At 65.8% G+C, this 13220-nt stretch carries 15 protein-coding genes; 4 read left to right on the plus strand and 11 right to left on the minus strand.

The window, feature by feature from the left end; genetic code table 11:
- Position 1 precedes the first annotated feature (1 nt).
- Complete coding sequence (locus G6P88_RS09450) at positions 2-1243, plus strand: molybdopterin-dependent oxidoreductase (RefSeq protein WP_165322924.1); 1242 nt, start codon at positions 2-4, stop codon at positions 1241-1243.
- On the plus strand, positions 1243-1614 hold the full coding sequence (locus G6P88_RS09455) for a cytochrome c (protein WP_165322925.1): 372 nt from the start codon (positions 1243-1245) through the stop codon (positions 1612-1614). The genes G6P88_RS09450 and G6P88_RS09455 overlap by 1 nt, the downstream gene beginning before the upstream one ends.
- Before the next feature lie 14 nt (positions 1615-1628).
- Here the strand turns inward: G6P88_RS09455 and G6P88_RS09460 are convergent, their stop codons facing one another.
- The 9 genes from G6P88_RS09460 to G6P88_RS09500 form a co-directional block, all read right to left on the minus strand.
- Positions 1629-2810, minus strand: coding sequence for an aromatic ring-hydroxylating oxygenase subunit alpha (locus G6P88_RS09460; protein WP_165322926.1), 1182 nt, complete (start codon positions 2808-2810; stop codon positions 1629-1631).
- A 16-nt stretch (positions 2811-2826) separates the two neighbouring features.
- Positions 2827-4227, minus strand: coding sequence for an aromatic ring-hydroxylating oxygenase subunit alpha (locus G6P88_RS09465; RefSeq protein ID WP_165322927.1), 1401 nt, complete (start codon positions 4225-4227; stop codon positions 2827-2829).
- 136 nt (positions 4228-4363) lie between these two features.
- The gene (locus G6P88_RS09470; protein WP_165322928.1) at positions 4364-4486 is read right to left on the minus strand and encodes a DUF2474 family protein; all 123 of its coding nucleotides are present in this window, start codon (positions 4484-4486) and stop codon (positions 4364-4366) included.
- Positions 4486-5484: a cytochrome d ubiquinol oxidase subunit II gene (gene cydB, locus G6P88_RS09475; RefSeq protein WP_165322929.1), complete on the minus strand. Its 999-nt coding sequence runs from the start codon at positions 5482-5484 to the stop codon at positions 4486-4488. The genes G6P88_RS09470 and cydB overlap by 1 nt, the downstream gene beginning before the upstream one ends.
- A complete protein-coding gene (locus G6P88_RS09480) occupies positions 5481-6884 on the minus strand; it encodes a cytochrome ubiquinol oxidase subunit I (protein WP_165322930.1) in 1404 nt (467 codons plus the stop codon). The genes cydB and G6P88_RS09480 overlap by 4 nt, the downstream gene beginning before the upstream one ends.
- Positions 6885-6896: 12 nt before the next feature.
- Entirely contained in the window at positions 6897-7736 is an 840-nt protein-coding gene (locus G6P88_RS09485) for a sulfite exporter TauE/SafE family protein (protein WP_165322931.1), read from the minus strand.
- Positions 7733-8143 (minus strand): DUF6691 family protein, encoded by a 411-nt coding sequence (locus G6P88_RS09490; RefSeq protein ID WP_165322932.1) that lies wholly within the window; start codon positions 8141-8143, stop codon positions 7733-7735. Before G6P88_RS09490 ends, G6P88_RS09485 begins: the two co-directional genes overlap by 4 nt.
- A complete protein-coding gene (locus G6P88_RS09495; protein WP_206335911.1) occupies positions 8140-8580 on the minus strand; it encodes a YeeE/YedE family protein in 441 nt (146 codons plus the stop codon). The genes G6P88_RS09490 and G6P88_RS09495 overlap by 4 nt, the downstream gene beginning before the upstream one ends.
- Positions 8577-9494, minus strand: a complete 918-nt coding sequence (locus G6P88_RS09500) for an MBL fold metallo-hydrolase (RefSeq protein WP_165322933.1) — start codon at positions 9492-9494, stop codon at positions 8577-8579. The genes G6P88_RS09495 and G6P88_RS09500 overlap by 4 nt, the downstream gene beginning before the upstream one ends.
- A 102-nt stretch (positions 9495-9596) precedes the next feature.
- On the opposite strand from G6P88_RS09500, the gene G6P88_RS09505 reads away from it, so the two are divergent.
- Positions 9597-10217, plus strand: coding sequence for a peroxiredoxin (locus G6P88_RS09505; RefSeq protein WP_165322934.1), 621 nt, complete (start codon positions 9597-9599; stop codon positions 10215-10217).
- Positions 10214-10612, plus strand: a complete 399-nt coding sequence (locus tag G6P88_RS09510) for an ArsR/SmtB family transcription factor (protein WP_165322935.1) — start codon at positions 10214-10216, stop codon at positions 10610-10612. The genes G6P88_RS09505 and G6P88_RS09510 overlap by 4 nt, the downstream gene beginning before the upstream one ends.
- 18 nt (positions 10613-10630) lie before the next feature.
- On the opposite strand, the gene G6P88_RS09515 is transcribed toward G6P88_RS09510, so the two are convergent.
- Together G6P88_RS09515 and G6P88_RS09520 are read right to left on the minus strand one after the other, a co-directional pair.
- Positions 10631-11329, minus strand: coding sequence for a TetR/AcrR family transcriptional regulator (locus G6P88_RS09515; protein WP_165322936.1), 699 nt, complete (start codon positions 11327-11329; stop codon positions 10631-10633).
- 110 nt (positions 11330-11439) lie between these two features.
- Positions 11440-13179: an N-acyl-D-amino-acid deacylase family protein gene (locus tag G6P88_RS09520; RefSeq protein WP_165322937.1), complete on the minus strand. Its 1740-nt coding sequence runs from the start codon at positions 13177-13179 to the stop codon at positions 11440-11442.
- Positions 13180-13220 lie beyond the last annotated feature (41 nt).

A 13220-nucleotide genomic window follows, 5' to 3' on the forward strand; every position in this document is an offset into this window, starting at 1 on the left:
CATGATCCACCGCGACACGCCCGACAGTGCCCCCCGCCTCTCCCGGCGCGCCCTGCTGCGCAGTGCCGCAGCGGGGACCGGCATGATCGCCATTCCCGGCTGGGCGCAGGCGGTTGCCGACCTGGGCCTGCCGGGCAAGCCGCCGACGCGGCCGATGACCACGGCCTTTCCCGGAAAGGGTCCGATGATCCTGCAGCGGGTACGGCCGCCGCTGCTCGAGACTCCGCTGGAGGTGTTCGACAAGGACGTCATCACGCCGAACGATCGTTTCTATGTGCGCTGGCACTGGGGATTTCCCGAAAGCGTGGACGTAGACGCCTTCCGGCTGACCGTCGGCGGGCATGTCGATCGGCCGATCGCCTTCACGCTCGACCAGCTGATCCGCGAGTTCGAGCCGATCGACTATGTCGCGGTCAACCAGTGCTCGGGCAATTCACGCGGGCTGTTCCAGCCCAATATCCCGGGCGCAGAGTGGGCGCATGGCGCGATGGGCAATGCCCGCTGGCGCGGCGTTCGCCTGCGCGACCTGCTCGACCGGGCGGGCGTCAAGGCGGGTGCGGTCGACGTCCGTTTCGGCGGGCTTGACGATCCGATGACGCCCGAGGCGCCCAAATTCCTCAAGTCGCTCGCGCTCGATCATGCCCGCGATGGTGAAGTGATGGTCGCCTATGAGATGAACGGCGAGCAACTGCCGCTCCTCAACGGCTTCCCCCTGCGGCTGGTCGTGCCGGGCTGGTATTCGACCTACTGGGTCAAGATGCTCAGCCAGATCGAGGTGCTCGACCGCAAGGACGACAATTTCTGGATGGCCAAGGCCTATCGCGTGCCTTCCACGCCCTTTGGTCATATCGCGCCGGGCACGAAGGATTATCCCAGCGAGCCGATCAGCCGGATGGTCCCGCGCTCGCTGGTGACCAACCTGCGGGAGGGACAGCGGGTGAAGCCGGGTGCGCTGACGGTCGCGGGCATCGCCATGGGCGGGGACTGCGGCGTCGCCAAGGTCGAGGTATCGACCGATGGGGGCACCAGCTGGAAGGCAGCGACGCTCGGCAAGGACGAGGGCACCTACAGCTTCCGCCGCTTCGAGGCCCGCATCACTGCGCCCGCCGCTGGCGCCCTCGCCGTCTCGACACGCTGCACCAACACAAAGGGATTGGCGCAGCCGCTGGAAATGAACTGGAACCCGGGCGGCTATATGCGCGCGGGGGTCGAGACCGTCCACCTGATCGCGGGAGACGCCTGATGTCCAAGATGCTCGGTATTTCCGCCGCGATCGCACTTGCCTCGGTCCTCGGCTCGGGCCTTGCCGATGCGGGGACGCGGTCCAAGGCCACCGATCGCCCCCGCCTGACCTCGACCAGCGTGACCCTGCCGACCGACTATGAGGTCGAATATCCGGCAGGACCAGAAGTGCAGGTGATGAACGACAATTGCCGCGCCTGCCATTCGCCGTCGATGGTGCTGGTCCAGCCGCCGCTGTCGCAGGCGGACTGGGGCAAGATCGTCCACAAGATGATCGACGTCTACAAGGCGCCGATCGATCCCGCCGACCTGCCGAAGATCATGACCTATCTGGGGGCGTTGCCGCCCGCCGCTCCCGCTCCTACGCGGTAGAGGCCCATCGTCCGTCAGGCGCGAAGGACCGGTGGCGGCCCTTCGCAGCCCGACAGATAATGGTCGATCCATTTGTGGAAATATTGGTTGCCCGGCTCGTTGCGGCCGAAGGTCAGCCGGTCGGTCGCGCCTGATTCCAGCCCGTTCTGGACCTTGAGACCCAGCGCATAATCCTCGTCGAGCACGACCTGGAAGAAGAAGTCGCTCATCTCGTCGAGCTTGCGCATCTCCTCCTCGTTCTCCGGCGCGGTCGGGTAGATATAGTTCATCACCGTCAGGTTGCGGTCGGGCGTCGGCCCCGGAAAGAGCTGCGCGTACTGGCACATCTCGGGCGCAAGGAAGAAGCTGAAGTTCGGGAAGAGGATGCGGATGAAGTCGTAACCGTCATTCTCCTGCTTGCCCCACTCGTCGCGCGGCAGCTCCTTCAGCCGGCCGATCCCGTTCTGCGGGAAGCCGAGCCGGATATGCGGTCCGAACGCTTCATAGCTGGCCCGGTTCGACGGCGAGCGGGTCGCGACGGTCTGCGTATGCGCGGCCTGGAAATGATAGCCCTCCAGATAGCCGTCGAAGGCGACCTTCCAGTTGGCGCCCTCCATCGTCCGCGCCTTGTGATAATACCAGGTCTCGAGCCGTAGCGCGGCAAGGTCGTCGAGCATCCCGCCCAGAAAGCTGCGCACGTCGATCGGCAGGCCCGGCGTCAGGATCACGAAGATCATGCCCGCGACCTCCTCGGCCGGCAGTTCGGTCATGGCCAGGGTGCGGCGATCGACATCGCCGAAGGTGCTCGCCTCGGCAATGCCGACCAGCTGGCCGTCATTGGCGTAGGTCCAGCCATGATATTGGCAGGCGAAGCGCGAGCAATTGCCCTTGCCTTCCTTCGCCAGATGCATTGCGCGGTGCTTGCAGACGTTGAGGAAGGCGCGCGCCTTGCCGTCCTTGCCGCGGGTGATGAGCACCGGCTGCCCCATCACGTCCATCGCCTTATAGTCGTTCATCCTGGGCAGCTCGATGGTGAGCGCGAGCATCAGCGGCAAGCGGCGGAAGATGAGGTCCATCTCCTTCTGCCAGCGCGCCTCGTCGAGATAATGGGCGACGGGCACCTCGAACACGCCGCTCGCCTGGTCGGTGCTGCGGGTCTCGACGAAATGGAGCATCCGCTCGGCGGCATCGCCATAGGCCTTGTAGAGATCGGTCATCGGTTCGTGCCCCCGCTCAGCGATCGAGATAGGTGTCGAGCGTCTGGTGGAAGTGGCGGATGCGCACCTCCTGATAGTCGCCCAGCTCGACGAGGCCATTGGCCGAGCATTTCAGCCCCTGATGGGTCAGCTCCATATTCTCCATGTCCTGGTCGACCACCGCGCCCAGGGCACCGAGCTCGGGCGCATCGGCCCATTTCTGGCCGTCGTCGAGCAGATGCATCGTCATCGGCGGTCGCGGTTCGGCGCCGTCCTGGCGCCGGGCAAGGACGCGCACCTCCATCAGGCAGCGATCCTGATCGGGCCAGGGCCGCCACCGATAGACGATGTTCGGCATGAAGCCGCCCCAGGGCGCGAAATTGGGGAAGACGTTGAACACGAGCGCATCGAGCAGTTCGGATTCCGAAACCGCCGAATAATCGCCGCCGAAGGCGCGCTGCGAACTGTCGCGCATCGCCGCGCCCAGCGCATGGCGCGCGCTTTCGCCCTCGGGCACGGTGATGTTGAACTGGTCCTTCTCGGGATCATAATTGTCCGAGGAGCGGCCGTTATATTTGACGAATTCCTCGACGATCCACTGCTCGGGGCGCTCCGTTCCACCAACGTGCGGGGAAATGGTGCCGAAGGGCGTGTAGTTCACGTTCACATGCTTGCCGAGGACATGATAGGCGGCATTGGCATCGCCGGTGAACGGCAGCAGCTGCGGATGCGTCATATAGGCGTGGTAGCTCTCCATGAAGGCTTCCATGGTGATCTTCCAGTTGGCGTCGACCACCTTGCCGACCCAGGCGATCGTCTCGCAGTCCTCATGCCGCCAGCGCGTGAAAAACTCCGGGAGCGGCGCAAGAAACTCCTCGATCGTCGGCCCCTCGGCCTTGTCGCGGACGAAGATATAGCCACCCCAGCGCGCGATGCTCGCCTGCGGCAATTTCATGCGCTCGTCGCTCAGATGGCCGAAATCCCAGCGGCAGGGTATGTCGCGCAGGCTGCCATCGGTGTTCCAGGCAAAGCCGTGGAACGGGCAGACGAATTTCTCGGCCATGCCCGAGTCCGTCGCCAGCTTGCGGCCCCGATGAAGACAGACATTGTGAAAGGCGCGGACCTCGCCGTCTGGCTGGCGGACGATCAGGTAGGATCGCCCCGCATTGTCGTAGGTCACATAGTCGCCAGGCTCGGGCATGTCCTCCTCGCGCGCGGCGAACTGCCAGACGAAAGGCCACATCTTCTCGATCTCGGCGCGGAAGAAGGCCGGGTCATAATAGCGCTTCGCGTCGATCGGTTCGGAACCGAGATAGCGATAGCGGTCCTCCGCCATGAAGGCGGGCGGCGCGATCAGGTCCTCGCGCAATATGTCTTCCCAGCCGGGTCCGGGGCAGCGGGCGGCGGCGCTGTGAATGGCGGGGTCACGATCGGCCATGGCGAAATCCTCTCCTGTGCGTGGAGAAGAGAAACCATGGGCGACGGCGAGCGCGTTTGATCGAAGTCAACCGGCGGTCCAGAGACCGGCTCGCCTTTGTGCTAGGGTAATCGGATCGCGACCGCGCGGGGCGGCTTTATGGTCTCAGCCAGAAGCGTATCAACATCGACACCGTGCCGAGCGCGAGGATGCTGCCGGCCCAGAGGCCCACGAACCAGGCGATCCTTCTCCAGCGCCCCGCCATGTCAGCGCGCGCCATCAATGATAGCCGTCATGGCCGACCTTCCCGCGGAAGACCCAATAGGCCCAGGCGGTGTAGGCGAGGATCACCGGCACGAGCAGACCGGCGCCGACGATCATGAACAGCTGGCTGCGATAGGGCGCGGCCGCTTCCCAGATCGTCACCCGCGCGGGGATGACATAGGGCCAGATCGAGATGCCGAGCCCCAGCAGGCAGAGCATGAACAATGCCAGCGCCCAGAAGAAGGGCTGCGCGTCGCGGCGCGCGGACAGGCTGCGGTAGAAGAGCGCCGTGACGACCAGCGTTGCGAGCGGGACCTGCGCGGTCGCCAGCACGCCCGGCCACGCCAGCCAGCGGCGCTGATAGTCGGCCTCGAGCGTCAGCGTCGCGAGGCTGACCGCGCCGATCACCAGCAGCAGCAGGATCCCGAGCCGGCCGGCATAGGTGACGACCTGGCGCTGCAGAGCATCCTCCGTCTTCCAGTTGAGCCAGCAGGCGCCGAGCAGGGCATAGCCGACCAGCAGGCCCGCGCCGGTCAGCAGCGAGAAGGGCGATAGCCAGTCCCACCAGCCCCCGCCATAGGCGCGGCCATCGACATTGATCCCCTGGAGCAGCGCGCCGAGGGTGATGCCCTGCGCGAAGGTCGCGACGGTGGAACCGACGAAGAAGGCACGATCCCACAGGGCCCGATGCGCCGGATCGCGCCAGCGGAACTCGAAGGCCACGCCGCGCAGGACGAGCCCGAGCAGCATCGCGATCAGCGGCGCATAGAGTGCGGGCAGGATGATCGCATAGGCCAGCGGAAAGGCCGCGAGCAGCCCCCCGCCGCCCAGCACCAGCCAGGTCTCGTTACCGTCCCAGACGGGGGCGATGCTGTTCATAGCCCGGTCGCGATCCTTGCCCACCGCAAACAGCGGGAAGAGGATGCCGATGCCGAGGTCGAAGCCGTCCATGACGACATAGGCGACGATGGCGAAGCCGATGATGGCGGCCCAGATGACGGTCAGGTCGATCATGCGTCGCCTCCCTGGACGGCGGGTGCGGGGGTAATGCCCGCGCTGCGGATCGGTGCATCCGCGAGCGCGCTCTCATGCGCCTCGGGAGGCTTGCCGGCGAGCCGGAGCAGATACCAGATACCGGCGCCGAACACTGTGAAATAGACCAGCACGAAGGCAAGCAGCGACGCCCCCACGGCCGGTGCGTCGAGCGGCGAGGCGCTCTGCGCGGTGCGGAGCAGACCATAGATGGTGAAGGGCTGCCGCCCGACCTCGGTCACGATCCAGCCCGCCAGCACAGCTAAGAAGCCGGCCGGCCCCATGGCCAGCGCAGCGCGATGCAGCCCGCGCCAGTCGTAAAGGCGGTGGCGCAGCCGCGCGAGCAGGCTCCACATCCCCAAAGCCACCATGGCGAAGCCGACTCCGACCATGATGCGGAAGGCCCAGAAGACAATCCCGACCGGCGGCTGGTCCGCCAGGGGCACCGTATCGAGCCCGCGCAGAGGGGCATTGGGATCATGCTTCAGAATCAGGGAGGACGCCTTGGGGATGGATATCGCATAATCCACCCGGCGCTCCTTGCTGTCCGGAATGCCGAACAGGATCAGCGGCGCGCCTTCGGGATGGCTCTGATAATGGCCCTCCATCGCCATCACCTTCGCCGGCTGATGCTCGAGCGTATTGAGGCCATGCATGTCGCCCGCGAAGATTTGGACCGGGGCGACGATCGCCGCCATCCACATCGCCATCGAGAACATGGTGCGGGCGCCGGGATTGGTGCGATCGCGCAGCAGGTGCCAGGCTCCGACGCCGCCGACCGCAAAAGCGGTGGTCAGATAAGCTGCCAGAACGGTGTGGACGAGGCGGTAGGGGAAGCTGGGATTGAAGATGATCGCCATCCAGTTCGGCCCCGGCAGGAACTGCCCGTTCGCGCCGATCTCGTAGCCGACGGGAGTCTGCATCCAGCTGTTCACCGACAGGATCCAGAACGCCGAGATGAAGGTGCCGACCGCGACCGCGCAGGTGGCGACGAAGTGCAGCTTGCGCCCGACCTTGTTCATTCCGAACAGCATCACGCCGAGGAATCCGGCTTCGAGGAAGAAGGCGGTCAGCACCTCATAGGCCATCAGCGGCCCGATCACGGGCCCGGCCTTATCCGAGAAGACCGACCAGTTGGTGCCGAACTGGTAGGACATGACGATGCCCGACACGACGCCCATCGCGAACACCACCGCGAAGATCTTCAGCCAGTAGCGATAGAGGTTGATGTAAACTCCCTTGCCGGTCTTCAGCCACAGACCTTCCAGGACCATCAGATAGCTGGCGAGCCCGATGGTGAAGGCCGGGAACAGGAAGTGAAAACTGACGGTAAAAGCGAATTGTACGCGCGCGAGAATAAGCGCGTCGGCCATGTCGAACATCGCGAGTTCCTCTCAGTGGCCTTCTATCGTTGACCGGGCGTCATCGGGATGGGGCATAATGTCCAGCGCGGGAAAGACCGTACCGATGCCCTTCCAGATCATGTATGCGGCAACGACGAAGATCAAAACCGCGAACAGCGTGGTCAGGCGACCAGTCTTGCCCCCCAGCGTCTCTGCCAGCCGGATGCCGCCAAGGCTGCCCAAGGCGCCGCCGAGGACGAAGACCAGCGCGAGCGGCCAGTCGACCAGCCCCGAAAAGGCATAGTTGGCGGCGGTGGTGAGGCCGAAGGCGGTGACCGCGACCAGCGAGGTTCCGACCGCCATCAGCATCGGCATGCCGGTCGACGCGACGAGGCCCGGCACGATCAGGAAGCCGCCGCCGATGCCGAAGAAGCCGGAGAACAGCCCCGACCCCAGACCGAATCCGAGCACCTTGGGCGCCTTCTGCCGGTTGCATTCGGCTCCCGGATTACCCGGATCACCGCGACCGCGCAGCATGAGCACGCCGACCACGAGCATCAGCAACGCGAACAGGAGCAAGAGCTTCTGCCCATCGACCATCTTGCCGAAGGTCGAGCCCGCCAGCGCGCCGAGGACACCCGCCGCCGCATACATGCCGCCGCAGCGCCATTTCACATGATGCGCCCGGGCGTGGCCCGCAAGTCCGGCCGCGGCATTGGCGGCAACCGCAAGCGCGCTGGTCCCGATCGCGACATGCGGGCTGGGCACGCCGACGAGATAGACCAACAGCGGCACCGCGAGGATCGACCCGCCCCCGCCGACCAGCCCGAGCACAAAGCCCACCAGTCCGCCGGACAGGCAGCCGAGCAGATATTGTGCCGTCGTCATCATCGGCTCGTCACACGATGCAGAGCAAAGCCGGCGCCCATCGCCAGCAGAAAGGGCGCGACGGCGAGCGGATGGAGAGCGAGGCTGGCGATCGCCGGTCCGGGGCAAAGCCCGCCCAGTCCCCAGCCTATGCCGAACAGCACCGCACCAGCCGCGAGGCGGACATCGAGCGTACGGGTTTCCGGCAGCGCGAAGGCCGCGTCGGCCAGCGGTCGGTCCATGCGCGACCGAATGCGCCAGGCGACCGCCATCGGCAGGATCGCACCGCCCATCACGAAGGCGAGGGTCGGGTCCCAGCCACCGAAGATATCCAGAAAGGCGCGCACCCGGGCCGGGTCGGCCATGCCGGACAGGGCGAGGCCCGCCCCAAATAAAATACCCGCAGCGAGGGCGAGGAGCGCGCGCCTCATGACAGCCCTGCGAGGCGCATCAGCGCCACCGTGGCGAAGCCGCTCGCCATGAAGAGCGCGGTTGCCACCAGCGAACGGCGCGAAAGCCGCGACAGGCCGCAGACACCATGGCCGCTGGTGCAACCCGAACCAAGGCGCGTGCCATAGCCGACCACAAGCCCGGCGAGCAAAAGCAGCGGCATCGCGGGAAAATGCGCGGCGACGCCACCGGTCAGCGATGCGACCAGCACCGCGCCGAGCGGCAGGCCGATGATGAAGGCGGCCGCAATGGCGCGCGGCGCGCCGCCTTCGGCCAGGCCCACGGCACGGGCGGCAAGCCCGCTGACGCCGGCGATGCGCCCGAGCCCGAGGAGCATGATGGCTGCGGCCACGCCGATCATGAGGCCACCAGCGAAGCCCGCGACGGGCTGCGCCTGCGGAAAGAGTGCGCCGATCACAGCTGGTCCACCGGGATCTTCAGATAGACGACGCCATTGTCCTCGGCGGGAGGCAAATGACCCGCGCGCATGTTGACCTGCACCGACGGCAGGATCAGGCGCGGTATGGCGAGGGTTCGGTCGCGCGCCTCGCGCATCGCCACGAAATCATCCTCGCTCATGCCGTCATGCGCGTGGACATTCGCCCGACGCTGTTCGGCGACGGTCGTCTGCCAGACATAATGGCTGCGGCCTTCGGGAAGATAGTCATGGCACATGAACAGCCGCGTCTCGGGCGGCAGCTCGAGGATGCGCCGGAGCGAGCGGAACAGCGTCCGCGCGTCGCCACCCGGAAAGTCGGCACGGGCGGTGCCGTAATCGGGCATGAACATCGTATCGCCGACGAAGACGGCATCACCGATCACATAGGCGACACAGGCGGGCGTATGGCCCGGGACATGGAGAACGGTGACCGAGAGGTTGCCGATCGAGAAACTGTCACCATCCGCCCAGAGATGATCGAAGTCCGATCCATCGCGGGCGAAATCGGCGCCGGCATTGAAGAGCGCGCCGAAGGTCTTCTGGACCGCGCAGATATGCGCCCCGATCGCAATCTGCCCGCCCAACTGCTTCTGCAGATAAGGTGCGGCGGAAAGATGATCGGCATGGGCGTGGGTTTCGAGGTGCCAGTCGACGGTCAGCGCCTGCTCGCGGACATAGGCGAGGACGGGCTCGGCGGCATCCGCCGAAGTGCGACCGGATGCCGGATCATAGGTCAGCACGCTGTCGATGACGGCGGCCCGACGGGTCTCCGGATCATGCACGACATAGGTCACGGTGAAGGTGGGCGCGTCGAAAAAGGCCCGGATGATCGGCACCCCCTTCTGCGCGGCAGCGATCTGGGCGGAGGCCCTGGCAAGTGCTGCGTCGGACATTGCGACTCTCCACCTATTCACATTTACATAAATCATGTATTCTTATATTCCGATATGGTCAAGGACTTGCACATCCGCAGGACCGACAGCAGGTAGGCGGCTATGGACAGTCAGACGAACAGCCCGGCCCCGCTCCGGATCGGCGACACCGCCCCGGATTTCATGGCCCGCTCGACCAAGGGCCCCTTCCAGCTGTCCCGGCTGCGCGGGCGATGGGTGATCTTCTTCTCGCATCCCGCCGATTTCACGCCGGTATGCAGCACAGAATTCGTGGCGCTGGCTCGACGGCAGGCGGCGTTCGACGCGCTCGGCTGTCAGCTTGTCGGCCTGTCGGTGGACAGCCTCTATTCGCATATGGCCTGGGTCCGGGCGCTGGGGGGGCTGTTCGACGTGACCGTCGACTTTCCCGTCATCGAGGATCCAAGCATGGCGATCGGACGCGCCTATGGCATGATCGGCGCGGATGCGGCCGACAGCATGGCGATGCGGACGACCTTCTTCATCGACCCGAACGGCATTGTCCGGGCGACGACCTCCTATCCGCACAATGTCGGCCGATCGGTGGACGAGATGCTGCGCCTGCTGAACGCGCTCCAGCAGGTCGATGTCTCGGGCCGGCTCACACCGGAAGGCTGGCAACCGGGAGGCCCCGTGCTGCTGCCACCGGCCGAGGGAGCCGGCGACGCTGCGGACTGGTTCTGCCGCTTCGAGGACGGCGAATGACGGCACTGCACAAGGATCGGGACGCCGCAGCGGCGGCGGCGGAGAAGATCCGCATCTTCGCGCAGGCGCAGCGGCTGATGATCCTGTCCTGCCTGCTGCGCGGCGAACGCAATGTCGGCGAGATCGCGGAAACCACCGGCATCGGACAGCCCGCGCTCAGCCAGCAGCTCGGCGAATTGCGCCGCGCCGATCTGGTCGAGACGCGCAAGGAAGCCAAGCAGGTCTGGTATCGTCTCGCCGACGAGTCGGTCGCGCTGTGCGTGCGCAATATCGAGGCGATGTTCGCCGGGGTCGGTCCGGTCACACCGGCACTGGCGCCGGCCGTCCGCGCATCTCCGCCGACCGCCCCGGCGTCGCAGGGCGTCGCTGCCTTTGCCCGCATCCTGCCGCTCTGAACGCGGTCGGGCTTCGGCTCAGGGCAGCGCAGCTTGCGGCGACGAGGCGAGGCGTCCTGCCTCGCGGGCCTGCTCGATCGCCCGCTCGATGCCGAGGATGATGTTCTCGATCGTGAATTCGGCCAGCCGGCGCCGGGCATCCGGGGTCGCCAGAACATTGACGTCCTCGAAGATGATCCGGTCGCCCGGATCGAGGCTGTCGATGCCCAGCTCGTCGAGCAGCTCGGGCGATGATCGCAGCTTGTAGAGGCCCGCGATCATCTGCAGCACGACCAGCCCAAGCCAGGTCGAGGCCATGCCGAGATCGCCGCCGCGCAGCCCCTGGCGCCACAGCACCCGCATCATCGGCAGCCATAGCCTCAGCCAGGCGCGCGGCACATGATCGTCGCGGTACATCAGTTCGATCGCCTCGGGCCGGCGGATGAACTCGTCGTAGAGCGTCCGCATCCAGGCGGTAAGAAAGGCTTTCCAGTCGCCCTCTTCCGACGGGATCGGCAACGCCGCAAAGACGTCTGCGGCGACCGCCTCGATCAGCGCGTCGCGGCTCGGAAAATAGGTGTAGAGTGCCATGACGGAGACGCCGAGCCGGCGGGCGATCTGCGTCATGTTGCAGCCGTCGAGCCCGCCCTCCCGGATGAGTGCCACGGCCGCCTCCAGGATCTGCTCCTGAGAGATGCGGCTGGGCCTGCCCGGCGATCTTCCTGCGCGACTTGCCATGCGACATCCTTAGAGGCCCGGCCGCGTGCGGGGAAGCGCTCTGCCCGGAGGAAAAAGGAAAGGGCGGCGAAGCACGCTGGCCCCGCCGCCCCTTCGACACTCGGACCGATTTACTCGGCGGCCTGCGCCAGCTGCTGCTCGCCTGCGGGCACGAGGTAGCGCCCCGGCATCGAGCCGGTGAAATGGCCGTTCATGAAGGTCGGCATGCCGTTGACCATGGTGAGGCGCATCGGCGCCGCATCACGCGTATAGCGCCAGGTCATGTCATAGCCGCCGGTCGGCACGTCGAAGCGCTTATATTCCTCGCGATGCTCGATCTCGTCGAGGTCGAACACCGTGATGTCGGCGCGCATGCCCGGCGCGATCCGGCCGCGATCGGTGAAGCCGAAATGCTCGGCGATGCGGCCGGTGATCGACAGGATCGCTTCCTCGATCGAAAGCTCGCCCTTCCGGACATAGTCGGTCAGCATCAGGATGTTTTCGCCGCCGCCGCAGAACATCTGCCCATGCGCCGGCGCATCGTTGAGATTGCCGAGCGCCTTCGGATCGCGGATCAGGCGAACGATCTCATCGCGGTTCATGTCGAACGGCGCCATGTGGACCGTGGAGCGGATGCCATTGGCGAGGATCCATTCGGCCATAGCGTCGGACGGATGCAGCCCGCGACTGTCGGCATAGGCCTTCAGCGTCGTGTTGACCGGGCCGAAGCCATTGTCCGAATTGCGCAGCAGCAGCCGGTCGGGATTGGCCATCGGCGCGTGCGGCCAAACCTTGGTGTCCCAGCTTTCGCGCGCCCGGGCGCGCCAGTCCGGGTCCTGGAGCAGCTCGACCTTCTCGTCGAGGTCCTCGAGCAGCACGACCTCGTGCCACACATAGTCGTTCGACTGGGCGAAGATCAGCGAGCGGATCAGCGACAGCGTGTTGGTAGGCGACGTGTGGGTGAAGGCGGGCCATACATCCTGCCCCTCGGCATGGGCCTTCTCGATGATCGCGCGCATCTGCTCGAGGATCGGGCGCTGGAACTCCAGCGTCGGGATACCGCCGGCCAGCTGGATGCGGACGTTGAGATCGGCGTTGAGTCGGGTCAGCCGCTCCATGCTGGCGGGCGCAGTCATCCGCATGAAGGTGTCGATGACGACCTGCAGCGAGCGGCCGGGATAGCGCGCGAGCACTTCGAGGATCGCGCGATATTCGTCATCGCAGGCGATCTGGGTCGGGACCGGTCGATCCGATCCGTCATGGTCGAGCAGGTTGCTTGAAACGCCGCAGGCGCCGGCCGCGAGCGCGTCGTCGACATGCGCGGCGATCTGGCGGATTTCCTCGGGGGTTGCCTTCCGCTCCCAGGCGTCCATGCCCATCACGGCCAGGCGGATCGCGATATGCCCGACGAAGGCGGTGTAATTGGCGGGGACACGAAGCTTGCTCGTCATCGAGCGCTGATATTCGGACCATTTGCGCCAGTCCCAAGGCAGCTTGGTCTGGAAGGGCTCCTCGGGGATGTCCTCGAAGAAGGAGAAGATCTTGATCATCTCCAGCCGGGCTTCGGCGTCCGTCTCGTGCACCGGTGCGGCCGAGAAACCGCAATTGCCCATGACGATCGTGGTAACGCCATAGCCCGTCAGTGGATCGAGATCGGGCTGCCACCACATCGTCGCGTCGAAATGGGTGTGCGGCTCGATGAAGCCCGGCGTGACAAAGCAGCCGGTGCAGTCGATCACGCGATCGTCACCGGGCGCAAGATCGGGTCCGACGTCGACGATCGTGTCGCCCTTAACGCGCACATCGGCCTTGATCGCGGGCTTTCCGGTACCGTCGACGACAGTTCCGCCCTTCAGAAGAATGGTCTGCATCTCTCACCTCTCCTTTTCCGACTCGATCGGTCGGACAACTT

The sequence above is a fragment of the Rhizorhabdus phycosphaerae genome (genome assembly GCF_011044255.1).
Taxonomy (GTDB): domain Bacteria; phylum Pseudomonadota; class Alphaproteobacteria; order Sphingomonadales; family Sphingomonadaceae; genus Rhizorhabdus; species Rhizorhabdus phycosphaerae.

What these genes read in the sequence shown, in the direction of transcription:
- G6P88_RS09450 (WP_165322924.1), top strand. Translation starts at nt 2, where the DNA reads ATGATCCACCGCGACACGCCCGACAGTGCCCCCCGCCTCTCCCGGCGC.
- G6P88_RS09455 (WP_165322925.1), top strand. Translation starts at nt 1,243, where the DNA reads ATGTCCAAGATGCTCGGTATTTCCGCCGCGATCGCACTTGCCTCGGTC.
- G6P88_RS09460 (WP_165322926.1), bottom strand. Translation starts at nt 2,810, where the DNA reads ATGACCGATCTCTACAAGGCCTATGGCGATGCCGCCGAGCGGATGCTC.
- G6P88_RS09465 (WP_165322927.1), bottom strand. Translation starts at nt 4,227, where the DNA reads ATGGCCGATCGTGACCCCGCCATTCACAGCGCCGCCGCCCGCTGCCCC.
- G6P88_RS09470 (WP_165322928.1), bottom strand. Translation starts at nt 4,486, where the DNA reads ATGGCGCGCGCTGACATGGCGGGGCGCTGGAGAAGGATCGCCTGGTTC.
- cydB (WP_165322929.1), bottom strand. Translation starts at nt 5,484, where the DNA reads ATGATCGACCTGACCGTCATCTGGGCCGCCATCATCGGCTTCGCCATC.
- G6P88_RS09480 (WP_165322930.1), bottom strand. Translation starts at nt 6,884, where the DNA reads ATGTTCGACATGGCCGACGCGCTTATTCTCGCGCGCGTACAATTCGCT.
- G6P88_RS09485 (WP_165322931.1), bottom strand. Translation starts at nt 7,736, where the DNA reads ATGATGACGACGGCACAATATCTGCTCGGCTGCCTGTCCGGCGGACTG.
- G6P88_RS09490 (WP_165322932.1), bottom strand. Translation starts at nt 8,143, where the DNA reads ATGAGGCGCGCGCTCCTCGCCCTCGCTGCGGGTATTTTATTTGGGGCG.
- G6P88_RS09500 (WP_165322933.1), bottom strand. Translation starts at nt 9,494, where the DNA reads ATGTCCGACGCAGCACTTGCCAGGGCCTCCGCCCAGATCGCTGCCGCG.
- G6P88_RS09505 (WP_165322934.1), top strand. Translation starts at nt 9,597, where the DNA reads ATGGACAGTCAGACGAACAGCCCGGCCCCGCTCCGGATCGGCGACACC.
- G6P88_RS09510 (WP_165322935.1), top strand. Translation starts at nt 10,214, where the DNA reads ATGACGGCACTGCACAAGGATCGGGACGCCGCAGCGGCGGCGGCGGAG.
- G6P88_RS09515 (WP_165322936.1), bottom strand. Translation starts at nt 11,329, where the DNA reads ATGGCAAGTCGCGCAGGAAGATCGCCGGGCAGGCCCAGCCGCATCTCT.
- G6P88_RS09520 (WP_165322937.1), bottom strand. Translation starts at nt 13,179, where the DNA reads ATGCAGACCATTCTTCTGAAGGGCGGAACTGTCGTCGACGGTACCGGA.